34 protein-coding genes are annotated in these 20,601 nt (G+C 66.7%); 1 reads left to right on the forward strand and 33 read right to left on the reverse strand.

What is annotated here, in order from left to right; genetic code table 11:
- Nucleotides 1-72: 72 nt before the first annotated feature.
- Complete coding sequence (locus D451_RS0121030) at nucleotides 73-1,080, forward strand: hypothetical protein (protein ID WP_017535881.1); 1,008 nt, start codon at nucleotides 73-75, stop codon at nucleotides 1,078-1,080.
- A gap of 111 nt (nucleotides 1,081-1,191) precedes the next feature.
- Here D451_RS0121030 and truA read toward each other — a convergent pair whose 3' ends face one another.
- The 33 genes from truA to tuf all read right to left on the reverse strand — a co-directional run bounded on the left by truA (nucleotide 1,192) and on the right by tuf (nucleotide 20,538).
- Nucleotides 1,192-2,082 carry a tRNA pseudouridine(38-40) synthase TruA gene (gene truA / locus D451_RS0121035; protein WP_234305766.1) on the reverse strand — a complete coding sequence of 297 codons (891 nt, stop codon included), beginning with the start codon at nucleotides 2,080-2,082 and terminating at the stop codon, nucleotides 1,192-1,194.
- A 107-nt stretch (nucleotides 2,083-2,189) separates the two neighbouring features.
- Nucleotides 2,190-2,660, reverse strand: coding sequence for a 50S ribosomal protein L17 (gene rplQ / locus D451_RS0121040; protein ID WP_014909900.1), 471 nt, complete (start codon nucleotides 2,658-2,660; stop codon nucleotides 2,190-2,192).
- Between the two features lie 66 nt (nucleotides 2,661-2,726).
- Nucleotides 2,727-3,749 carry a DNA-directed RNA polymerase subunit alpha gene (locus tag D451_RS0121045; RefSeq protein ID WP_014908435.1) on the reverse strand — a complete coding sequence of 341 codons (1,023 nt, stop codon included), beginning with the start codon at nucleotides 3,747-3,749 and terminating at the stop codon, nucleotides 2,727-2,729.
- A gap of 180 nt (nucleotides 3,750-3,929) precedes the next feature.
- Nucleotides 3,930-4,334 (reverse strand): 30S ribosomal protein S11, encoded by a 405-nt coding sequence (gene rpsK, locus D451_RS0121050; RefSeq protein WP_013156138.1) that lies wholly within the window; start codon nucleotides 4,332-4,334, stop codon nucleotides 3,930-3,932.
- Nucleotides 4,335-4,403: 69 nt separating this feature from the next.
- On the reverse strand, nucleotides 4,404-4,784 hold the full coding sequence (rpsM, locus tag D451_RS0121055) for a 30S ribosomal protein S13 (RefSeq protein WP_026125248.1): 381 nt from the start codon (nucleotides 4,782-4,784) through the stop codon (nucleotides 4,404-4,406).
- 219 nt (nucleotides 4,785-5,003) lie between these two features.
- Entirely contained in the window at nucleotides 5,004-5,117 is a 114-nt protein-coding gene (gene rpmJ, locus D451_RS27455) for a 50S ribosomal protein L36 (protein WP_013156136.1), read from the reverse strand.
- A gap of 53 nt (nucleotides 5,118-5,170) precedes the next feature.
- On the reverse strand, nucleotides 5,171-5,392 hold the full coding sequence (gene infA, locus D451_RS0121060; protein ID WP_013156135.1) for a translation initiation factor IF-1: 222 nt from the start codon (nucleotides 5,390-5,392) through the stop codon (nucleotides 5,171-5,173).
- Between the two features lie 311 nt (nucleotides 5,393-5,703).
- Nucleotides 5,704-6,171 carry a DUF1707 SHOCT-like domain-containing protein gene (locus tag D451_RS0121065; protein WP_014912703.1) on the reverse strand — a complete coding sequence of 156 codons (468 nt, stop codon included), beginning with the start codon at nucleotides 6,169-6,171 and terminating at the stop codon, nucleotides 5,704-5,706.
- An 87-nt stretch (nucleotides 6,172-6,258) separates the two neighbouring features.
- On the reverse strand, nucleotides 6,259-7,083 hold the full coding sequence (gene map, locus D451_RS0121070; protein WP_017535883.1) for a type I methionyl aminopeptidase: 825 nt from the start codon (nucleotides 7,081-7,083) through the stop codon (nucleotides 6,259-6,261).
- Complete coding sequence (locus tag D451_RS0121075) at nucleotides 7,083-7,742, reverse strand: adenylate kinase (protein ID WP_017535884.1); 660 nt, start codon at nucleotides 7,740-7,742, stop codon at nucleotides 7,083-7,085. The genes map and D451_RS0121075 overlap by 1 nt, the downstream gene beginning before the upstream one ends.
- On the reverse strand, nucleotides 7,743-9,056 hold the full coding sequence (gene secY / locus D451_RS0121080; protein ID WP_014910267.1) for a preprotein translocase subunit SecY: 1,314 nt from the start codon (nucleotides 9,054-9,056) through the stop codon (nucleotides 7,743-7,745).
- 282 nt (nucleotides 9,057-9,338) lie between these two features.
- On the reverse strand, nucleotides 9,339-9,803 hold the full coding sequence (rplO, locus tag D451_RS0121085) for a 50S ribosomal protein L15 (RefSeq protein ID WP_014908878.1): 465 nt from the start codon (nucleotides 9,801-9,803) through the stop codon (nucleotides 9,339-9,341).
- The gene (gene rpmD / locus D451_RS0121090) at nucleotides 9,800-9,985 is read right to left on the reverse strand and encodes a 50S ribosomal protein L30 (RefSeq protein ID WP_014912857.1); all 186 of its coding nucleotides are present in this window, start codon (nucleotides 9,983-9,985) and stop codon (nucleotides 9,800-9,802) included. Before rpmD ends, rplO begins: the two co-directional genes overlap by 4 nt.
- A 2-nt stretch (nucleotides 9,986-9,987) precedes the next feature.
- Entirely contained in the window at nucleotides 9,988-10,590 is a 603-nt protein-coding gene (gene rpsE, locus D451_RS0121095) for a 30S ribosomal protein S5 (RefSeq protein ID WP_014911996.1), read from the reverse strand.
- A gap of 46 nt (nucleotides 10,591-10,636) precedes the next feature.
- A complete protein-coding gene (gene rplR / locus D451_RS0121100; RefSeq protein ID WP_017535885.1) occupies nucleotides 10,637-11,017 on the reverse strand; it encodes a 50S ribosomal protein L18 in 381 nt (126 codons plus the stop codon).
- A 2-nt stretch (nucleotides 11,018-11,019) separates the two neighbouring features.
- Entirely contained in the window at nucleotides 11,020-11,556 is a 537-nt protein-coding gene (gene rplF / locus D451_RS0121105; RefSeq protein ID WP_017535886.1) for a 50S ribosomal protein L6, read from the reverse strand.
- An 18-nt stretch (nucleotides 11,557-11,574) separates the two neighbouring features.
- Nucleotides 11,575-11,973 carry a 30S ribosomal protein S8 gene (rpsH, locus tag D451_RS0121110; RefSeq protein WP_014911657.1) on the reverse strand — a complete coding sequence of 133 codons (399 nt, stop codon included), beginning with the start codon at nucleotides 11,971-11,973 and terminating at the stop codon, nucleotides 11,575-11,577.
- Nucleotides 11,974-12,245: 272 nt separating this feature from the next.
- A complete protein-coding gene (locus tag D451_RS0121115; protein ID WP_014912578.1) occupies nucleotides 12,246-12,431 on the reverse strand; it encodes a type Z 30S ribosomal protein S14 in 186 nt (61 codons plus the stop codon).
- A 10-nt stretch (nucleotides 12,432-12,441) separates the two neighbouring features.
- Complete coding sequence (gene rplE, locus D451_RS0121120; protein ID WP_017535888.1) at nucleotides 12,442-13,017, reverse strand: 50S ribosomal protein L5; 576 nt, start codon at nucleotides 13,015-13,017, stop codon at nucleotides 12,442-12,444.
- Nucleotides 13,017-13,322 carry a 50S ribosomal protein L24 gene (gene rplX / locus D451_RS0121125; RefSeq protein ID WP_014910645.1) on the reverse strand — a complete coding sequence of 102 codons (306 nt, stop codon included), beginning with the start codon at nucleotides 13,320-13,322 and terminating at the stop codon, nucleotides 13,017-13,019. The genes rplE and rplX overlap by 1 nt, the downstream gene beginning before the upstream one ends.
- A gap of 3 nt (nucleotides 13,323-13,325) precedes the next feature.
- Entirely contained in the window at nucleotides 13,326-13,694 is a 369-nt protein-coding gene (gene rplN / locus D451_RS0121130) for a 50S ribosomal protein L14 (RefSeq protein WP_014911091.1), read from the reverse strand.
- A gap of 104 nt (nucleotides 13,695-13,798) precedes the next feature.
- A complete protein-coding gene (gene rpsQ, locus D451_RS0121135) occupies nucleotides 13,799-14,071 on the reverse strand; it encodes a 30S ribosomal protein S17 (RefSeq protein WP_014909496.1) in 273 nt (90 codons plus the stop codon).
- The gene (gene rpmC / locus D451_RS0121140) at nucleotides 14,068-14,322 is read right to left on the reverse strand and encodes a 50S ribosomal protein L29 (RefSeq protein WP_014911102.1); all 255 of its coding nucleotides are present in this window, start codon (nucleotides 14,320-14,322) and stop codon (nucleotides 14,068-14,070) included. Before rpmC ends, rpsQ begins: the two co-directional genes overlap by 4 nt.
- Entirely contained in the window at nucleotides 14,322-14,735 is a 414-nt protein-coding gene (gene rplP, locus D451_RS0121145; protein WP_014912571.1) for a 50S ribosomal protein L16, read from the reverse strand. Before rplP ends, rpmC begins: the two co-directional genes overlap by 1 nt.
- A gap of 3 nt (nucleotides 14,736-14,738) precedes the next feature.
- Nucleotides 14,739-15,530 (reverse strand): 30S ribosomal protein S3, encoded by a 792-nt coding sequence (gene rpsC / locus D451_RS0121150; protein ID WP_014911893.1) that lies wholly within the window; start codon nucleotides 15,528-15,530, stop codon nucleotides 14,739-14,741.
- Nucleotides 15,530-15,895 (reverse strand): 50S ribosomal protein L22, encoded by a 366-nt coding sequence (gene rplV, locus D451_RS0121155; RefSeq protein WP_017535889.1) that lies wholly within the window; start codon nucleotides 15,893-15,895, stop codon nucleotides 15,530-15,532. The genes rpsC and rplV overlap by 1 nt, the downstream gene beginning before the upstream one ends.
- Nucleotides 15,896-15,970: 75 nt before the next feature.
- On the reverse strand, nucleotides 15,971-16,249 hold the full coding sequence (gene rpsS / locus D451_RS0121160; protein WP_013156115.1) for a 30S ribosomal protein S19: 279 nt from the start codon (nucleotides 16,247-16,249) through the stop codon (nucleotides 15,971-15,973).
- Between the two features lie 12 nt (nucleotides 16,250-16,261).
- Complete coding sequence (rplB, locus tag D451_RS0121165) at nucleotides 16,262-17,101, reverse strand: 50S ribosomal protein L2 (protein ID WP_014913424.1); 840 nt, start codon at nucleotides 17,099-17,101, stop codon at nucleotides 16,262-16,264.
- 58 nt (nucleotides 17,102-17,159) lie between these two features.
- Nucleotides 17,160-17,450, reverse strand: a complete 291-nt coding sequence (rplW, locus tag D451_RS0121170) for a 50S ribosomal protein L23 (protein ID WP_014908213.1) — start codon at nucleotides 17,448-17,450, stop codon at nucleotides 17,160-17,162.
- Nucleotides 17,447-18,118: a 50S ribosomal protein L4 gene (gene rplD / locus D451_RS0121175; RefSeq protein ID WP_014909317.1), complete on the reverse strand. Its 672-nt coding sequence runs from the start codon at nucleotides 18,116-18,118 to the stop codon at nucleotides 17,447-17,449. The genes rplW and rplD overlap by 4 nt, the downstream gene beginning before the upstream one ends.
- A 2-nt stretch (nucleotides 18,119-18,120) precedes the next feature.
- Nucleotides 18,121-18,771, reverse strand: coding sequence for a 50S ribosomal protein L3 (rplC, locus tag D451_RS0121180; RefSeq protein ID WP_014913067.1), 651 nt, complete (start codon nucleotides 18,769-18,771; stop codon nucleotides 18,121-18,123).
- Between the two features lie 12 nt (nucleotides 18,772-18,783).
- Nucleotides 18,784-19,092, reverse strand: coding sequence for a 30S ribosomal protein S10 (gene rpsJ, locus D451_RS0121185; protein ID WP_014908366.1), 309 nt, complete (start codon nucleotides 19,090-19,092; stop codon nucleotides 18,784-18,786).
- A gap of 252 nt (nucleotides 19,093-19,344) precedes the next feature.
- Nucleotides 19,345-20,538, reverse strand: a complete 1,194-nt coding sequence (tuf, locus tag D451_RS0121190) for an elongation factor Tu (RefSeq protein ID WP_014908151.1) — start codon at nucleotides 20,536-20,538, stop codon at nucleotides 19,345-19,347.
- Between the last annotated feature and the right edge of the window lie 63 nt (nucleotides 20,539-20,601).

The following is a 20,601-nucleotide window of genomic DNA, read 5'->3' on the forward strand; positions in this document are numbered from 1 at the left end:
CACCCCTTCCCCCCGGGCGCCCCGACGCCGCCGAACGGCGGACCGCCCCGGCCCCCTCAGGGGCCCCCGAACATGCCCACCGGCGACCACCCCGCCATGGGCCCGGGGCAGCCGGGCGCCCACCCGCAGGGGCCGCCCCCCGGGGGCCCCACTCCCCCTCCGGGCGCTCCCGCCGGTGTGCCGCGTCCGCCCCAGGGGCCGCCCGAGCCCGCGGCCGAGCAGCCGGTCTTCCCTCCCGACGCGATGGGGGCGACCCAGAACCTCAACGCCGTCCCCGCCGCGCCGACGGGCCCGAAGGCCTCGGCCCGTCCCCTGTACCGCGACGAGGTCCCCGAGGACGACGGCGCCGACACCGCGCAGTTCGACGTCCAGAGCATGCGGGACTACGACGACTATGACGATTACTACGACGACGACCGCGGCGCGCCCCGGGACAAGCGCAAGCGCAACATCCTCCTGGGCTCGGGCTTCGCCGTGCTGCTGCTCCTCGTCGGCGGTGGCGTCTTCCTGATCGCCAGCGGTGGTCTGGGCTCCGGAGGCTCCGGCGACGCGGTGAACGTCTCGGACGAGGCCGACGACCCGGGTGCCCTGGACGTCGAGGCGCTCTTCCCCGAAGAGGTGGAGGTCGACGGTCAGGGCACGTTCTCCCGTGTCGCCGTCGAGGACACCGACGACTGCGCGACCGGTACCCACGGCGACTACGGACAGGCGCTCACCGAGAACGACTGCCGTCAGCTGATCCGGGCCTCCTACCTGAGCGAGGACCAGAACCACGCGGTCACCGTGGGGATCGCGGCCATGCCCCGCGCCGACGAGGCGGAGGAGGCCATGAACGCCCAGGACCTCATCGCCGCCGAGTGGTTCGCGGGCCTGCCCGGCGAGGAGGGCAGCCCGGCCGAGCGGCTGGGCTACTCCGGAGGCCACGGGAGCAGCGGCCAGTGGGGCCGCTACCTGGTCTTCTCCCTGGCCGCCAACAGCGACGGCAGCGGCGAGGAGGAGAGCGAGGCCACCGAGCTCCGCGACATCGGCGAGGGCTTCGTCGAGACGGCCTACGAGAGCCTGGCCGACGACCGCGCCTGATCGAAAGAACACGAAACGGCTCCGTCGCCGCCCCACGTACTCGTGGGCGGCGACGGAGCCGTTCCTCTCCGCCCGGTGCCCCGGGAGGGTCGCCTGTCGGCGGCCCCGCCCTCAGGGACGGTCACCGGGGCAGGGCAGCTCCCGCACCCGACGCGTGAGCGTGGCGCGCGCCGCCAACTCGGCGTCGTCGGGGTAGCGGACCTCTTCCAGGCTCAGCCCCTGGGGCCCGACCACGTGCACCGACGAATCGCGCACACCGGCCCCCAGGACGGTCGCCGGCCACTCCACCCCGTGCCGGCCGTCCCCGACCGCCAGAAGGGCTCCCACGAGCGCGCGGACCATGTTGTGGCAGAAGGCGTCCGCCTGGATCGTCCCGGCCAGGAGGTGTTCCTCCTCGCGCCTCCACTCCAACCGGAGCAGTTCACGGATGGTGGTCGCCCCCTCCCGCTTCTTACAGAAGGCCGCGAAGTCGTGTTCCCCCACCAGTCGAGCGGCGGCCTCGTTCATCCGGTCGACGTCCAAGGGGCGACGGTGCCAGAGCACGTCCCGACGCCTCAGGGGCTCCACCCCGTAAGGGGCGTCGCTCACCCGGTAGACGTAGCGGCGGAACAGCGGCGAGAAGCGGGCGTCGAAACCCGGCGGGGCGAGACGTACGCCGCTCACCCTCACGTCCTTGGGGAGCACCCCGGCCAGACGCCGCAGTACCCGCTCCCCCTCCTCGGCCCAGGTCCGCGCCGGTACGTCGAGCTGGGCGACCTGCCCTCGGGCGTGCACGCCCGCGTCCGTACGCCCGGCACAGGTGACCGAGGCCTCGGGCAGGCGCAGCACCTTCGCCAGCGCCGACTCCAGTTCCCCCTGGACGGTGCGCCGGGTCGGCTGGGTCGCCCACCCGGAGAAGTCGGTCCCGTCGTAGGAGATGTCCAGCCGCAGCCGGACGGTCTCCTCGCCCGTCCCCGGCCCGTCGGCGGTCGTCCCCGCCGTGGTCGTCTCGTTCTCTTCCATCCCCACCCCGTTCGTGTCCCGGCAGGATCGTGACATGCGAAAGTGCCCGACCCCCGCAAGGGTCGGGCACTCCAGAGCGTCGTGCGGATCCGTCGGGACCCTACGACCTACTTGCTCTCGGTGGCCTCGGCGGACTCGGCGGTCTCCGTGGCGGCGGCCTCCTCGGCCGGAGCCTCGGTGGCCTCCTCGGCGGGCTTCTCGGCCGGGGCGGCCGGGGCGCGCAGGGCCTCGACCAGCTCGATGACGGCCATCGGGGCGTTGTCGCCCTTACGCGGACCGATCTTGGTGATACGGGTGTAACCACCGGGACGGTTCTCGTAGCGCGGGCCGATCTCGGTGAAGAGCTCGTGCACGACGGACTTGTCCGTGATCTTGGTCAGCACCTGACGACGGGCGTGCAGGTCACCGCGCTTGCCGAGGGTGATGAGCTTCTCGGCGTACGGACGCAGGCGCTTGGCCTTGGCCTCCGTGGTGCGGATACGGCCGTGCTGGAACAGCGAGGTGGCGAGGTTCGCCAGGATGTGCCGCTCGTGCGCGGGCCCGGAACCCAGACGGGCGCCCTTGGTAGGCGTGGGCATGGTGTCGTTCTCCTAGTGATGCGATCCGCGGCCGCACTCGGCCGGGGACCATTGGGCGACGAAGGTCTAGTACTGCTCCGTCTCGACGAAGGACTCGCCCTCGTCGTCCTCGGAGCCGAAGGAGTCGGCGGCGGTGCCGGGGTCGAACCCGGGAGGGGAGTCCTTCAGGGACAGGCCCATGTCGATGAGCTTCTGCTTGACCTCATCGATGGACTTGGCACCGAAGTTCCGGATGTCCAGAAGGTCCTGCTCGGAGCGTGCGACCAGCTCACCAACGCTGTGGATGCCCTCACGCTTGAGGCAGTTGTACGAACGGACCGTGAGGTTGAGGTCCTCGATCGGCAGCGCCAGGTCGGCCGCCAGGGCGGCGTCCGTCGGCGACGGACCCATGTCGATGCCCTCGGCGTCGACGTTGAGCTCGCGCGCCAGACCGAACAGCTCGACCAGGGTCTTGCCCGCGCTGGCCACGGCGTCACGGGGACGGATGGCCGGCTTGGTCTCGATGTCGACGATCAGGCGGTCGAAGTCGGTGCGCTGCTCGACACGGGTCGCCTCGACCTTGTAGGTCACACGCAGCACGGGCGAGTAGATGGAGTCGATCGGGATACGACCGATCTCCTGGCCCTGCTGCTTGTTCTGCGTCGCGGAGACGTAACCGCGGCCGCGCTCGACCGTCAGCTCCATCTCCAGCTTGCCCTTGCCGTTGAGCGTGGCGATGTGCAGGTCGGGGTTGTGCACCTCGACACCGGCCGGCGGAGCGATGTCCGCGGCGGTCACCACACCGGGGCCCTGCTTGCGCAGGTACATCAGAACCGGCTCGTCGTGCTCGGAGCTGACGACCAGGCCCTTGAGGTTGAGGATCATCTCCGTGACGTCCTCCTTGACACCGGGCACGGTGGTGAACTCGTGCTCGACGCCCTCGATGCGGATGCTCGTGACAGCCGCGCCGGGGATGGAGGACAGCAGGGTACGACGAAGCGAGTTACCGATCGTGTAGCCGAAACCCGGCTCCAGCGGCTCGATGACGAACTTCGAGCGCCACTCGGAGATCGTCTCCTCGGTCAACGTGGGACGCTGTGCGATCAACATGGTCCGTGTCTTCCCTTCCACATGGCCGCCCGCTATTTGACGGCCACCGGATGGACGCCGCCCGAACGGCGACGTCCCCTACTCGGATTCCTACCCGGCTCGTCCGAGAACCCTCGGGTTCAAGGACGAGCCGCACCACGAGGCGCCCGTGCGGTAGGAGTCGCGGGCGCCGGTGCCGAATCAGACGCGGCGGCGCTTCGGCGGGCGGCAGCCGTTGTGCGGAACCGGGGTGACGTCCTGAATGGAGCCCACCTCGAGGCCGGTCGCCTGAAGCGAACGGATGGCGGTCTCGCGGCCCGAGCCCGGGCCCTTCACGAAGACGTCGACCTTGCGGACACCGTGCTCCTGGGCACGACGGGCAGCGGCCTCGGCGGCCATCTGAGCGGCGTAGGGGGTGGACTTACGCGACCCCTTGAAGCCGACCTGACCCGAGCTGGCCCACGAGATCACCGCACCGGTCGGGTCGGTGATGCTCACGATCGTGTTGTTGAACGTGCTCTTGATGTGAGCGTGCCCGTGGACAATGTTCTTCTTTTCCTTGCGGCGCACCTTGCGCGCGGCACCCTGACGGCCCTTAGGCGGCATGAGTGAAACTCCCAGAGATCATCGGTCCGTATGTGTCATCTCGGACGCGGTTGACAGGTCCGAGGCGGACTACTTCTTGCCGGCCTTCTTCTTGCCGGCCACGGTCTTCTTCTTGCCCTTGCGGGTACGGGCGTTGGTCTGCGTGCGCTGGCCACGCACCGGGAGACCACGGCGGTGCCGGATGCCCTGGTAGCTGCCGATCTCCATCTTGCGACGGATGTCGGCCTGGACCTCGCGTCGCAGGTCACCCTCGACCTGGTAGTTGGCGTCGATCCACTCGCGCAGCTTGACCAGGTCCTCTTCGGACAGCTGGTGGACGCGGGTGTTCCCGTCGACACCGGTGTTCTTCAGGGTTTCGACGGCGCGGGTGCGGCCGACCCCGAAGACGTACGTGAGAGCGATCTCCACTCGCTTGTCGCGAGGGAGGTCTACGCCGGCAATACGTGCCATGTGGGCGAGACTCCATCCATGCATTCGCGGAGGTCTGACCCGTTCCATCCTCTCGCCGCCCAATCGACGAGGCCCCGGCCTCCGACCGGGGGTTCTCCCCCACCACCTACGGGCGGGAGATCGGAACAGGTTTTCGTTGTTTCATACGCCCGGTCGGGGAACATCTCCCCGCTCCGGGTCTATCGCGACGCGGAAGTCGCGGCCTGCCGGCCGGGGCTGTCAGCCCTGGCGCTGCTTGTGCCGCGGGTCCGAGCAAATGACCATGATCCGACCGTTACGGCGGATCACGCGGCACTTCGCGCAGATCTTCTTCACGCTCGGCTTGACCTTCATGGTGACTCCGAACTCATCACATCACCAGTCTCGGGCCTGATGGCCCCGACAGGCTACTTGTAGCGGTAAACGATGCGCCCGCGCGTGAGGTCGTACGGGCTCAGCTCCACGACGACACGGTCGTCGGGAAGAATACGGATGTAGTTCATCCGCATCTTGCCGCTGATGTGGGCAAGAACCTGGTGCCCGTTGTCGAGCTCTACCTTGAACATAGCGTTGGGTAGGGACTCGACAACGGAGCCCTCGATCTCGATGGCGCCGTCTTTCTTTGCCATGTCCTCCACGCCTCGCTCATCGATTGGTTGATCAGGACAACCCGACGCGACCTGAGTGGCCCCTCGCATGACGCGACGGCCCCGGCGACCACGACAGGCGTGTCACCGACGCCAGGACACACTGGAAGTTCAGGCCATCTGCAGGCCTTACGTCGATGGGAAGACGTGGCACAAAGAAGGCAGACTGACCCAACAGCCCGCGTATGGGCAGTGTCAGTCTATCCCCTTCCGGCAAGTGCTCCCGACCACAGGTGGCAGAGAACCCTACACCGTCGACTCCCGCCGACGGAAACCCCGGCGGAGAGGGAACGTCAGCGTCCCTCCCCCTGTTCCTCGGCGTGGGGATCGCGCTGGGCCGCCAGGACCCCGAAGGTCACCGCGACCATCAGCACGCCCCACGGACCCAGCACCCACAGGAACCACGGATAGGTGAAATCGGTGGTGAAGTAGAGGATGAGCCAGATGGAGAAGCAGAGGATGTTGACCCCGCCATAGAGCCACCACGGCACCATCAGGGCGGGGTCGCGCAGACGCAGCGGATGGACCACCACGCCCGGTTCGGCCCGGGGCGCCCTGCCCACGTCGACCGGATCGCGTTCGGGCAGGTCCGAGGTGACCCTCGCCAGCTCCTCCGCGGTCTTGGACTTGTAGGCACGACCGAGGCGTTCGGTGAACTCCTCATGGTCCAGACGCCCCTGGGCGAAGTACTCCTGGAGCAGCCCCGCCACTCGGTCACGCTCGGAATCGGACGTTCCTATGGACGGCACCGGGTCGGACACTGCGCGCACCTCGCCTTACACCCGTGAGTGGTCGCCACCCCCACCGCCGCCGGTCGGACACCGGCGGTGCGGGGGGTGGGCCCGCCGTCACCAGGTCGGCTGGACGAAGCCCATCCGCGCGATTTTATCGCGGTCGGATTCGCGAGCGGTCAGTACCATCGGCCCGTCCGCGGTGATCGCGACGGTGTGCTCGAAGTGGGCGGCGCGGCGACCGTCACGGGTCACCACGGTCCAGCCGTCGTCGAGCTCCACCACGTCGTGCCGGCCGAGCGTGGTCATCGGCTCGATCGCCAGGCACATGCCCTCGACCAGCTTCAGGCCCTTGCCCCGCTTGCCGTGGTTGAGCACGTGCGGATCCATGTGCATCTGGGTACCGATGCCGTGGCCACCGTACTCGCGTACGTTGCCGTAGCCGCCGTTGGAGGTGATGTGGCCGTCGATCGCGTGACCGATGTCGCCCAGGCGTCCCCCGGGTCGCATCTGCGCGATCCCCCGCCACATGGACTCCTCGCACACCTCCATCATCGCGAGGTCCTCGGAGCGGGCCTCGCCCACCGCGATGGTGACCGCGGAGTCGCCGTGCCAACCGTTCAGGACGGCACCGCAGTCGATGGAGATGATGTCGCCGTCGGCCAGGACGCGATCGGCGGCGGGGATCCCGTGCACGACCTCTTCGTTGACCGAGGCGCAGATCGAGCCGGGAAAGCCGTGGTAGCCCTTGAAGGACGGCACGGCTCCGGCGTCCCGGATCACCTTCTCGGCGATCGAGTCCAGCTCCAGGGTGGACACTCCGGGCCGCACCGCGGCCCGCAGGGTGTCCAGGGCGCGGGCCACCACACGACCCGCCGCCCTCATCTCGGCGATCTGTTCCGGCGTCTTGATCTGGACGTCCGGATCCGCCTTACCGAACATCAGGCGGCCGACCGCTTCTCGTCGATGGCGGCCTTGGCCCGGGCCGTCACCTCGGCCACGGGGCCCGTGGCGGAGATGGTGGCCAGCAGACCCTCGGACTCGTAGAACTCGACCAGCGGCGCGGTCTGCTCGCGGTAGACCTTCAGGCGGTGCCGGATGGTCTCCTCACGGTCGTCCTCGCGCTGGTACAGCTCGGCGCCCTCGTTGTCGCACTTGCCCTCGACCTTCGGGGCGTCGTACTCGACGTGGTACACCCGACCGCACTCGGGGCAGGAACGACGGCCCGAGAGACGCTTGACGACCTCGTCCTCGTCGACCTTCAGTTCCAGGACCACGTCCAGGGACGTGCCGAGATCGGCGAGCATCCCTTTGAGCGTCTCCGCCTGGGGGACGTTGCGGGGGAACCCGTCCAGCAGGAAGCCCCCCGCCGTGTCCTTCTGGGCCAGGCGGTCCTTGACCATGGCGTTCGTGACCTCGTCGGGCACGAGGTCACCGCGGTCCATGAACTCCTTGGCCTTCTTACCGAGTTCGGTACCACCGCTGACGTTGGCCCGGAAGATGTCCCCCGTGGACACCTTCGGAATCGTCAGCTCTTCCGCGAGGATCTGGGCCTGGGTGCCTTTGCCGGCCCCAGGCGGCCCCACCAATACTGCGCGCATTTATCGAAGAAAACCTTCGTAGTTCCTCTGCTGGAGGTGACTCTCGATCTGCTTCACCGTGTCCAGCCCGACACCGACCATGATCAGGATGCTCGTCCCACCGAAGGGGAAGTTCATGTCGGCACCGGTGGCGCCGAGGGCGACCATCGGCAGGAGAGCGATCACACCCAGGTACAGAGAGCCGGGTGTCGTCAACCGAGTCAACACGTAGTCGAGGTACTCGGCGGTCGGACGCCCTGGTCGGATACCCGGGATGAATCCACCGTACTTCTTCATGTTGTCGGCGACCTCAGTGGGGTTGAAGGTAATCGCCACATAGAAGAACGCGAACCCGACGATCATGACGAAGAAGGCCGCCATGTAGACGGGGTGAGTGCCCGTGAGGAAGTAGGTCTGGAAGAACTGCGCCACCGGATGGGTGGAGTCCTGACCCAGGAGACCGACGATGAGCTGCGGAAGGTACAGCAGAGAGGAGGCGAAGATCACGGGGATGATGCCCGCCTGGTTGACCTTCAGGGGGATGTAGGTCGAGCTGCCGCCGTACATCCGACGACCGACCATCCGCTTGGCGTACTGCACCGGGATACGGCGCTGGGCCTGCTCCATGAAGACCACAGCGGTGATCAGGGCCAGACCGGCCATGCAGATGATGGTGAAGATCCAGACCGAACGCTCCTCGTACAGGCCCATGATCGCGGACGGGAAGACCGCGATGACCTGCGTGAAGATGAGCAGCGACATACCGTTGCCCACGCCGCGCTCGGTGATGAGCTCGCCCATCCACATGATGATCGCGGTACCGGCCGTCATCGTGAAGACGATGGTCACCAGGGTGAGGATGTCCTGGTTGGGCATGTAGGACGAGACCGGGATGGCGTTCTGGAACAGCGCGCCGGTTCGGGCCATGGCCACGATGCTCGTCGCCTGGAGCACCGCCAGCATCAGGGTGAGATAGCGGGTGTACTGGGTGATCTTGCTCTGCCCGGCCTGGCCCTCCTTCTTGAGGGACTCCAGCCGGGGGATGACCACCGTCAGCAGGTTGATGATGATGCTCGCGGTGATGTACGGCATGACCCCGAGCGCGAAGACCGCCAGTTGCAGAAGCGCGCCACCACTGAACAGGTTGACCAGGGCGTAGACCCCGGACTGGTCCGCGGCGGTGATCGTCTCCATCTGTTCCCTGATCGCCGCCGAGTCGATGCCCGGTGCCGGGATCACCGACCCCAGACGGAAGATCGTCAGGATGAACAGTGTGAACAGCAGCTTATTGCGCAGGTCGGGCGTGCGGAATGCACGAACGAACGCACCTAGCACGTCTCCTCCTGCGCGGCTTCGGCGGCGGAACGGGTTCCAGACATCGCGGCCGATCCTGAATCGTCGTAGAACGTCAGCAACGGGCATGTCGCCCGGTGCTCGGAAGTAATCACATTACGTCAAGCGGGGAGCTTAAACAGATGGCACTGTAACAGCCATCACCCAACAGCAGGTGCCGTGAGGCATAACGATCGACATTCGCAACGTGAGAAGGGCGCCCGACGGCCGATCCTGTCGGATCATGGCCGTCGAGCGCCCCAGAACGCATCGTAGGGAGTGACCCTACAGCTCGGTGACGGAGCCACCGGCGGCGGCGATCTTCTCCTTCGCCGAGGCGGAGAACGCGTTGGCGCTCACCTGCACGGCGACGGTGATCTCACCGGTGCCCAGCACCTTGACGAGCTGGTTCTTGCGAACCGCGCCCTTGGCGACCAGGTCCTCGACGGTGACCTCGCCACCCTCGGGGTAGAGCTCGCTCAGCCGGTCCAGGTTGACGACCTGGTAGGTCGTCTTGAACCGGGCGTTGCTGAAGCCCTTCAGCTTCGGAACCCGGCGGATGAGGGGCATCTGCCCACCCTCGAAACCGGGACGAACGGTGTTACGAGCCTTGGTGCCCTTGGTACCGCGACCGGCGGTCTTACCCTTGGACGCCTCGCCACGACCCTTGCGGATCTTGGCCTTGTTGGCACCCGGGGCGGGACGCAGGTGGTGGAGCTTGAGCGGCTCGTCGGGGCTGTAGTCGCTCATTCTGCGACCTCCTCGACGGTGACGAGGTGCGAGACGATCGTGATCTGCCCACGAACCTCGGGACGGTCCTCACGGACGGTGGACTTGCCGATGCGGCCAAGACCCAGCGACTGGAGGGCAGCGTGCTGCTTCTCCTTGCCACCGATCTTGGAGCGGGTCTGCGTGATCTTGATCTTGGCCATGATCAGGCTCCTGCCTTCGCCTCAGCGCGAGCGCGCAGCATGGCGGCCGGGGCGACGTCCTCGATCGGCAGTCCACGGCGGGCGGCGATCTCCTCGGGCTGGTTGAGGCCCTTCAGAGCGGCCACCGTGGCGTGCACGATGTTCAGCGGGTTGGACGAACCGAGCGACTTGCTCAGGACGTCGTGGATACCGGCGCACTCCAGGACGGCGCGGACCGGACCGCCGGCGATCACACCGGTACCCGGGGCGGCCGGACGCAGCAGGACGACACCCGCGGCCTCCTCGCCCTGGACCTGGTGCGTGATCGTGCCCTGGATGCGGGGGACGCGGAAGAAGTTCTTCTTCGCCTCCTCGACACCCTTGGCGATCGCGGCCGGGACCTCCTTGGCCTTGCCGTAACCGACACCGACCATGCCGTTGCCGTCGCCGACGACGACCAGGGCGGTGAAGGAGAAGCGACGGCCGCCCTTGACGACCTTCGCGACCCGGTTGATGGTCACGACCTTCTCGATGTAGGAGACACCCTTGTCTGCGGCGCCGCCGCGGCGATCGTCACGGCGATCACGCCGCTCGCCACCGGCGCCGCGCCGCGGTGCTGCAGCCATCAGTGGTTCCTCTTCTCGTGATTGTTCTCGGCCAGTACAGCGGTCATTAGAACTCCAGCCCGCCTTCGCGCGCCGCGTCGGCGAGCTTGGCGATACGACCGGCGTAGCGGTTACCACCGCGGTCGAAGACGACCTGGGTGATACCGGCGTCCTTCGCGCGCTGCGCGACGAGCTCGCCGACCTTGAGGGACTTGTCCGACTTGGTGCCCTCGGCGCCACGCACGTCGGCCTCGACACTGGAGGCCGCCACCAGGGTGTGACCCTTGGTGTCGTCGATCACCTGAGCGACGATGTGCTTGGAGGAGCGGAAGACGGCCAGGCGGGGACGCTCGGCGGTGCCCACGACCTTCTTGCGCACGCGGAACTGACGACGCTTGCGAGCGATGGTCGCCTTCGCGGCGCGCTTGCGGCTCACAGAGATGCCCATGCCTACTTACCAGCCTTTCCGGCCTTGCGGCGGATGTGCTCACCCTTGTACCGCACGCCCTTGGCCTTGTACGGGTCAGGCTTGCGCAGGCTGCGAATGTTCGCGGCGACCTGTCCCACCAGCTGCTTGTCGATGCCCTCGACGTGGAGGACCGTCGGCTTCTCGACCCGGAAGGTGATGCCCTGCGGGGGCTCGATCACGACCGGGTGGCTGTAGCCCAGAGAGAACTCCAGGTTGGAGCCGCGAGCCTGGACGCGGTAACCCACACCGTGGATCTCCAGCGTCTTGGAGTAGCCCTTGGAGACACCCTCGACGAGGTTGGCGATCAGCGCACGGGTGAGGCCGTGCAGCGACCGGTTCTCCGGCTTGTCGTCGGGACGAGCGACCGTGACGACACCGTCCTCCATGGAGGCGGTGATCGGCTCGGCGATCGTGTGCTTCAGTTCGCCCTTCGGCCCCTTGACAGTGACGTCTTGCCCGTTAATCGTGACCTCGACGCCCTTGGGGACCGAGAGCGGCAGTCGACCGATGCGCGACATGCTTTTCGTCTCTCCCTATTACCAGACGTAAGCGAGGACTTCGCCGCCCACGCCACGCTTCTTGGCCTGCTTGTCAGTCATCAGGCCGCCGGACGTCGAAATGATGGCCACGCCAAGGCCACCCAGCACGCGAGGCAGGTTCTCCTTCTTCGCGTACACCCGCAGACCGGGCTTGGAAACCCGGCGAATGCCGGCGATGGAGCGCTCACGGGTGGGGCCGTACTTCAGCTCCAGGACGAGGCTCTGGCCCACCTGGGCCTCCTCGGTCCGCCACCCCTGAATGAAGCCCTCCTGCTGGAGAACCTCGGCGATGTGCGCCTTGATCTTGGAATACGGCATCGTCACGGTGTCGTGGTAAGCCGAATTCGCGTTGCGCAGACGTGTCAACATGTCTGCGATCGGGTCGGTCATCGTCATGGCCGACTGGCCCTTCCTCACCGCGGTTTCCGAGTGCGGGCCTTCCCAGAGCCTGCCTCTCGCGGGGTCTCCCCCACGGAGTGCACAAACGGACCTTCGGCGTGGTCGTGGGCACCGCGGTCCCTCTTCGGGACTGCCGTGCCCTGGTGAATGGATGTTGCCTCCCCGTCACCGCCTACGAGAGGCGGTGGCGGGTCGAACGTCGAGCCACCGGGAGGGTGGTCCGGCGGGGGGCCGACCACGCTGAAGCGTTCGATCGGCCCCGCCGGAAACTACCAGCTCGACTTGGTGATGCCGGGCAGCTCGCCCCGGTGCGCCATCTCGCGGAAGCAGATACGGCACAGGCCGAACTTCCGGAAGACCGCGCGCGGGCGGCCGCACCGCGAGCATCGAGTATACGCCCGGACGCCGAACTTCGGCTTCCGGTTCGCCTTCGCGATCAGGGACTTCTTAGCCATCGTTAACCCCTCAGGCTTCCTTGAACGGGAAACCGAGCCGCTTGAGCAGGCTGCGGCCCTGGTCGTCGGTCGTAGCGGTGGTGACGACGGTGATGTCCATCCCACGCTGGCGGTCGACCTTGTCCGGGTCCACCTCGTGGAACATGACCTGCTCGGTCAGACCGAAGGTGTAGTTCCCGTTCCCGTCGAACTGCTTCGGGGAAAGGCCTCGGAAGTCCCGGATCCGGGGCAGGGCCAGCGAGAGCAGCCGGTCGAGGAACTCCCACATCCGGTCGCCGCGCAGCGTGACGCTGGCGCCGATCGGCTGACCCTCGCGCAGCTTGAACTGCGCGATGGAGTTCTTGGCCCGGTTGATCTTCGGCTTCTGGCCGGTGATCGCCGAGAGGTCGGCGATCGCGCCCTGGATCAGCTTCGCGTCACGCGCGGCCTCACCAACGCCCATGTTGACCACGATCTTCGTCAGACCGGGGATCTGCATGACGTTGTCGATGCCGAACTCGTCCTTGAGGCCCGCAGCGATCTCGTTGCGGTACTTCTCCTTGAGCCGCGGCATCGGAGGGGCGGTGATGTCGTTCGTAACCGTCATCAGATGTCCTTACCGGTGCGGCGGGAGACGCGAACCTTGGTTCCGTCCTCCTCGAAGCGGTAGCCGACCCGGGTGGGCTTACCGTCCTCCGCGAGCGCAACGTTGCTCACGTGGATCGGGGCCTCCTTCGTGACGACCTCACCCTGCTGGCCGCCGGCCGGATTGGCCTTCCTGTGCTTCTTGACCAGGTTGACGCCCTCGACGATGACACGGTCTTCCTTCGGCAGGGCCTTGACGACCTTGCCGGTGGCACCCTTGTCCTTGCCGGCGAGAACGATGACCTCGTCGCCAGATTTGATCTTCATCGCTTAGAGCACCTCCGGCGCCAGCGAAATGATGCGCATGTACTTCTTGTCACGCAGCTCACGGCCGACCGGGCCGAAGATGCGAGTGCCTCGCGGGTCCCCACCGTCCTTGATGAGCACGGCAGCGTTCTCATCGAAGCGGATGTAGGAGCCGTCGGGCCGGCGGCGCTCCTTGACAGTGCGCACGATAACGGCCTTGACGACGTCGCCCTTCTTGACTCCAGCGCCAGGCAGGGCGTCCTTCACCGTGGCGACGATGGTGTCACCGATCCCGGCGTAGCGCCGACCCGAGCCACCGAGAACACGGATGGTAAGGATCTCCTTGGCACCCGTGTTGTCGGCGACCTTGAGTCGCGACTCCTGCTGAATCACGTCTGCTCCTGATGTGATGCGTGCGGTCCACTGCCGCACGGCTAGGTGGTCTCACCCCTCGCGTCGGCGGCCGACACCTGGTGTCGGCCGCCGACAGGCCGGGGTTACTTAGCCTTCTCCAGGATCTCCACGACGCGCCAACGCTTCGTCGCGGAGAGCGGCCGGGTCTCCATCATGCGGACCCGGTCACCGACGCCACAGGAGTTCGCCTCGTCGTGCGCCTTGTACTTGGTCGTCCGACGGATGACCTTGCCGTACAGGGCGTGCTTGACTCGGTCCTCGACCTCGACAACGACGGTCTTGTCCATCTTGTCGCTGACGACGTAGCCCTCGCGCACCTTGCGGTAGTTGCGGGTCGCGGTCTGGTTCTCACTCATTCGGCTGCTTCCTTCGTCTTCTCAGCCGACTCACCAGACAGCGGGACGATGCCCAGCTCGTGCTCGCGCATGACCGTGTAGATCCGCGCGATCTCGCGCTTGACCGTCCGAAGACGGCTGTGGTTGTCGAGCTGGCCGGTGGCGGCCTGGAAGCGGAGGTTGAAAAGCTCTTCCTTGGCTTCCTTGAGCTTCGTGACCAGGTCCTCGACGGACTGGTCGCGCAGCTCGTGGGCAGTCACGGACTTGGCCATCACTCCCCCTCCCGCTTAACAAACTTGCACTTCATCGGGAGCTTGTGCATCGCACGGCGCATGGCCTCCTTGGCCACGGCCTCGGGCACGCCCGACAGCTCGAACATCACGCGACCGGGCTTGACCGGCGCGACCCACCACTCGGGCGAACCCTTACCGGAACCCATACGGACCTCGGCGGGCTTCTTCGTCAGCGGACGGTCCGGGAAGATGTTGATCCACACCTTGCCGCCACGCTTGATGTGACGCGTCATGGCGATACGAGCGGACTCGATCTGCCGGTTCGTGACGTAAGCCGACTCCAGAGCCTGGATGCCGAACTCACCGAACGTCACCGACGTGCCGCCCTTGGCCTTGCCGCGCAGGTCCGGGTGGTGCTGCTTGCGGTACTTGACCTTACGAGGAATAAGCACGGGTCAGCTCCCCTCGGTCTTCGCGGCCTCGGCCGGAGCTCCGGCCTTGGCCTCGGTGTTCTGCTGACCGCCACCGGCGCCGCCACGACGACGACGCTGCGGGCGCTCGCGGCGCTGACCGCCACCGGCGGTGCGCTGCGCGGCCTGGGCGGCCTCACGCTCGGCGCGGGTCGCGGGGGCGTCGCCCTTGTAGATCCACACCTTGACGCCGATGCGACCGAACGTCGTACGGGCCTCGAAGAAGCCGTAGTCGATGTCGGCGCGCAGCGTGTGCAGCGGGACGCGACCCTCGCGGTAGAACTCCGAGCGGGACATCTCGGCCCCACCCAGACGACCACCGCACTGGATACGGATGCCCTTGGCACCGCTCTTCATCGCGCTCTGCATGGCCTTGCGCATCGCGCGGCGGAAGGCCACGCGGCTGCTCAGCTGCTCGGCGACGCCCTGGGCGACGAGCTGAGCGTCGACCTCGGGGTTCTTGACCTCGAAGACGTTCAGCTGCACCTGCTTGCCGGTCAGCTTCTCCAGGTCCGTACGGATCCGGTCGGCCTCCACGCCGCGGCGGCCGATGACGATGCCCGGCCGGGCGGTGTAGACGTCCACGCGGACACGGTCACGGGTGCGCTCGATCTCGACCTTGGAGATGCCCGCGCGCTCCATGCCACGGGTCAGCATCCGACGGATCGCGACGTCTTCCTTGACGTAGTCCTTGTAGGACTTGTCGGCGTACCAACGGCTCTTGAAGTCGGTGGTGATGCCGAGGCGGAACCCGTGCGGGTTAACCTTCTGCCCCACTATCGGGTCCTTTCCTTCGTCTTGGACGAGGCGACCGAGTCCGCGACGACCACGGTGATGTGGCTCGTGCGCTTGGTGACCCGGAAAGCCCGGCCGAAGCCTCGGGGGCGAATGCGCTTCAGGGTCGGACCCTCGTCCACCCACACGCGCTCGACCACCAGGGTCTCGCGGTCCAGCTTGTCGTTGTGCTCAGCGTTGGCGATGGCGCTAGCCAGCACCTTGCCAACAGGCTCACTCGCCGACTGGGGAGCGAACCGGAGCACCGCCTGTGCCTCGTCAGCGGGCAACCCGCGAATAAGGTCCGCCACCCGGCGAGCCTTGCGGGGCGTAACGCGGACGAACCGCGCCTGTGCCCTCGTTCCCATCGCTTTTCCCTCGCTCACGGAAAATTTCTTCCCCACTCACCGTGGAGAAAATTGTTCTTACAACTGCTGCAACCGCTAACGGCGGCTACGGCGGTCTTCCTTGACGTGGCTACGGAAAGTACGCGTGGGAGCGAACTCACCGAGCTTGTGGCCGACCATCGACTCCGACACGAACACCGGAACGTGCTTGCGGCCGTCGTGGACGGCGATCGTGTGACCGATCATCTCCGGGACGATCATGGACCGCCGGGACCACGTCTTGATGACGTTCTTGGTCCCCTTCTCGTTCTGCGACTCCACCTTCTTGATGAGGTGGTCGTCGACGAAGGGACCCTTCTTAAGGCTACGTGGCATCAGACGTGCTCCTTACCGCTTCTTCTTACCGCTACGCCGACGCCGCACGATCAGCTTGTCGCTGGCCTTGTTCTTGGCCCGGGTCCGGCCTTCCTTCTTGCCCCAGGGGCTGACCGGGTGACGACCACCGGAGGTCTTGCCCTCACCACCACCGTGCGGGTGGTCGACCGGGTTCATGACCACACCGCGGACGGTCGGGCGCTTGCCCTTCCAGCGGGAGCGGCCGGCCTTGCCCCAGTTGATGTTGGACTGCTCGGCGTTGCCGACCTGTCCGACCGTGGCGCGGCAGGAGATCTCGACCATGCGCATCTCGCCGGAGGGCATACGCAGCGTGGCGTAGCGGCCTTCCTTGGCCAGAAGCTGGATCTGGGATCCCGCGGAACGGCCCAGCTTGGCACCGCCGCCCGGCTTCAGCTCGACCGCGTGCACGAACGTACCCGTGGGGATGTTGCGCAGCGGGAGGCAGTTGCCCGGCTTGATGTCCGACTGGGGGCCGTTCTCGACCGTGTCGCCCTGCTTGAGGCCGGCGGGCGCCAGGATGTAGCGCTTCTCACCGTCCACGTAGTGGAGCAGAGCGATACGAGCGGTGCGGTTCGGGTCGTACTCGATGTGAGCGACCTTGGCCGGCACGCCGTCCTTGTCGTGACGACGGAAGTCGATCACGCGGTAGGCCCGCTTGTGACCGCCGCCCTGGTGGCGGGCGGTGATCCGGCCGTGGCCGTTACGACCGCCCTTGGAGTGGAGCGGACGAACGAGGGACTTCTCCGGCTCCGAGCGCGTGATCTCGACGAAGTCGCTCACGCTGGAGCCGCGACGACCCGGCGTCGTCGGCTTGTACTTACGAATGCCCATCTTCTTCGCGCATTCCTTTACGTGTTGCTTGGTGTGTAGCGGTCAGACCCGAGAAAGGTCACCGACCGAAGATGTCGATGCGGTCGCCCTCGGCGAGGCCGACGATCGCGCGCTTCGTGTCGGGACGCTTCCCGAAACCGAAACGGGTCCGCTTGCGCTTGCCCTTCCGGTTGATCGTGTTCACGCTCGTGACCTTCACGTCGAAGATCTTCTCGATCGCGATCTTGATCTGGGTCTTGTTGGCGTCCGGGCGAACGATGAACGTGTACTTGTTCTCGTCCATGAGCCCGTAGCTCTTCTCGGAGATCACCGGCTCGACGATGATGTCCCGGTGGTCGGCGATCCTCACTGGTCGTCCTCCTCGGACTCGGCGGCCTTCGAGGCACCGGCCGCGTGGGCCAGGAACTCGGCGTAACCCGCCTCGGTGAAGACCACGTCGTCCGAGTAGAGGACGTCGTAGGTGTTCACCTGGTCCGCGTCGAGGATGTGCACCTCTTCGAGGTTGCGCAGGGCGCGCCGGTTGTGCTCGTCCTCGCGGGCCAGGACGACGAGGACCTTGTCGGACTCGGTGACCTGACGCAGCGACTTCAGAGCGGTCTGCGTGAGCTTGCTGTCCGCGTCCTCGGCCACGAAGTGGCTGATGACGTGGATGCGACCGTGGGCGGCCCGGTCGGAGAGGGCGCCACGCAGGGCGGCGGCCTTCATCTTCTTCGGGGTCCGCTGGGAGTAGTCGCGGGGCTGGGGCCCGTGGACCGTGCCACCGCCGGTGTACTGCGGGGCGCGGATCGAACCCTGACGGGCGCGGCCGGTGCCCTTCTGGCGGTAGGGCTTCTTACCACCACCGCGGACCTCGCCGCGGGTCTTGGTGGCGTGGGTACCCTGCCGGGCGGCGGCCAGCTGGCCGTTCACGACCTGGTGGATCAGCGGGATGCTGACCTGCTGGGCGAAGACGCTCTCGGGGAGCTCGACGCTGCCCTTGGAGCCGCCCTCGGGGTTCTTGACCTCGATCTGGGCCATGACTACTTGTCCCCCTTCACAGCGGTGCGGACGAGCACCAGACCGCCGTTGGGACCGGGCACAGCACCCTTGACCAGGATGAGGCCCTTCTCCGCGTCCACGGAGTGAACGGTCAGGTTCTGGATGGTCTTGCGCACGTTGCCCATGCGACCGGCCATCCTCATGCCCTTGAAAACGCGGCCGGGCGTGGCGCAGCCGCCGATGGAACCGGGCGAGCGGTGGACACGGTGGGCACCGTGCGAGGCGGAGAGGCCACGGAAACCGTGACGCTTCATCACACCCGCGAAGCCCTTGCCCTTGCTCTTGCCCGTGACGTCGACCTTCTGGCCGATCTCGAACGAGGCGGCGTCGACCTCCTGGCCGAGCGTGTACTCGGAGGCGTCGGAGGTGCGGACCTCGACGTAGTGACGGCGCGGGGTCAGGTCGTTGGCGCGCAGGTAGTCGCCCAGGGGCTTGTTCACCTTGCGCGGGTTGATCTGCCCGTAGCCGAGCTGGATGGCGGAGTAGCCATCGGTGTCAGGGGTCCGGATGCGGCTCACGACGCACGGACCGGCCTTCAGGACGGTCACGGGCACGATCTTGCCCGTGTCGTCGAAGACCTGGGTCATGCCGAGCTTTTCGCCCAGAACTCCCTTGATCTGCTTGGTGGCCATGTCTGTGCGTCCTTAAAGCTTGATCTCGATGTCAACGCCGGCCGGGAGGTCGAGTCGCATGAGCGAGTCGACCGTCTTCGGCGTGGGGTCGATGATGTCGATCAGCCGCTTGTGGGTGCGCATCTCGAAGTGCTCGCGCGAGTCCTTGTACTTGTGCGGCGATCGGATGACGCAGTAAACGTTCTTCTCCGTCGGCAGCGGCACCGGGCCCGCGACCTGTGCGCCAGTTCGCGTCACGGTCTCGACGATCTTCTTCGCCGAGCTGTCGATGACCTCGTGGTCATAGGCCTTTAGCCGAATGCGGATCTTTTGTCCCGCCATGTGGCCTGTTCGTCCTTCGCTTCAGTGTCCGTAACGGTGAGCAGTCCCGGTCACAGAAACCCAGGCCCGGCGGAGTCCGCCGCTTCGGCCTTGAGCCTCTATTCCCTTGAGAAACCGCAACAGGGCTTGCCCCTGCGGTGCGTCACCGTCACAGAGCCCGATGACGTCTTGTCAGTGGGGCGGGTGGGCCGCAGAGGGCGACCCACCCACCACGTCGGGGCGGCTCCGACAGGGGCCGCCCCGACGTTCGTACTACTTGAGGATCTTGGTGACGCGACCCGCGCCCACGGTCCGGCCACCCTCACGGATGGCGAACTTGAGGCCCTCTTCCATGGCGACCGGCTGGATGAGCTGGACGGTCATCGCGGTGTTGTCACCGGGCATGACCATCTCGGTGCCCTCCGGCAGCGTCACGACGCCGGTGACGTCGGTGGTGCGGAAGTAGAACTGCGGGCGGTAGTTGTTGAAGAACGGCGTGTGGCGGCCACCCTCGTCCTTGGACAGGATGACGACCTGGCCCTCGAACTCGGTGTGCGGCGTGGTGGTGCCGGGCTTGATGACGACCTGGCCGCGCTCGACGTCCTCGCGCTTGATGCCGCGCAGGAGCAGACCGACATTGTCACCGGCCTGGCCCTGGTCGAGAAGCTTGCGGAACATCTCAACACCGGTGACGGTGGTGGACTGCTTCTCTTCCTTGATGCCGACGATGTCGACGGTCTCGTTCACGTTGACGATACCGCGCTCGATACGACCGGTGACGACGGTGCCGCGACCGGTGATCGAGAAGACGTCCTCGATCGGCATCAGGAACGGCTTGTCGGTGTCACGCTCGGGCTCGGGGATGTACTGGTCCACGGTGCCCATGAGCTCCAGGACGGTCTTGCCCCACTCGGCGTCGCCCTCGAGGGCCTTGAGCGCGGAGACCTTGGTGACGGGGATGTCGTCACCGGGGAACTCGTACTCGCTGAGGAGCTCACGCACCTCGAGCTCGACGAGCTCGAAGATCTCCTCGTCGTCCACCATGTCGGCCTTGTTCAGGGCCACCACGATGTAGGGCACGCCGACCTGGCGGGCCAGGAGCACGTGCTCCTTGGTCTGCGGCATCGGGCCGTCGGTGGCGGCCACGACCAGGATGGCGCCGTCCATCTGCGCCGCACCCGTGATCATGTTCTTCACGTAGTCGGCGTGACCGGGGCAGTCGACGTGGGCGTAGTGACGCGCCTCGGTCTGGTACTCGATGTGCGAGACCGAGATCGTGACGCCGCGCTCGCGCTCCTCGGGAGCGTTGTCGATGTCCTCGAACGGGGTGAACGGGTTCAGGTCGGGGAACGCGTCGTGCAGCACCTTGCTGATCGCGGCGGTCAGCGTGGTCTTGCCGTGGTCAATGTGACCGATGGTGCCGATGTTGACGTGCGGCTTGGTCCGCTCGAACTTTTCCTTCGCCACTGGAAGTCTCCTAGACGTACAGATCTATCTGACTGTGGTCCAACCCCGCGGGTACGGGGAACA

This window comes from Nocardiopsis alba DSM 43377, assembly GCF_000341225.1.
Classification (GTDB): Bacteria; Actinomycetota; Actinomycetes; order Streptosporangiales; family Streptosporangiaceae; genus Nocardiopsis; species Nocardiopsis alba.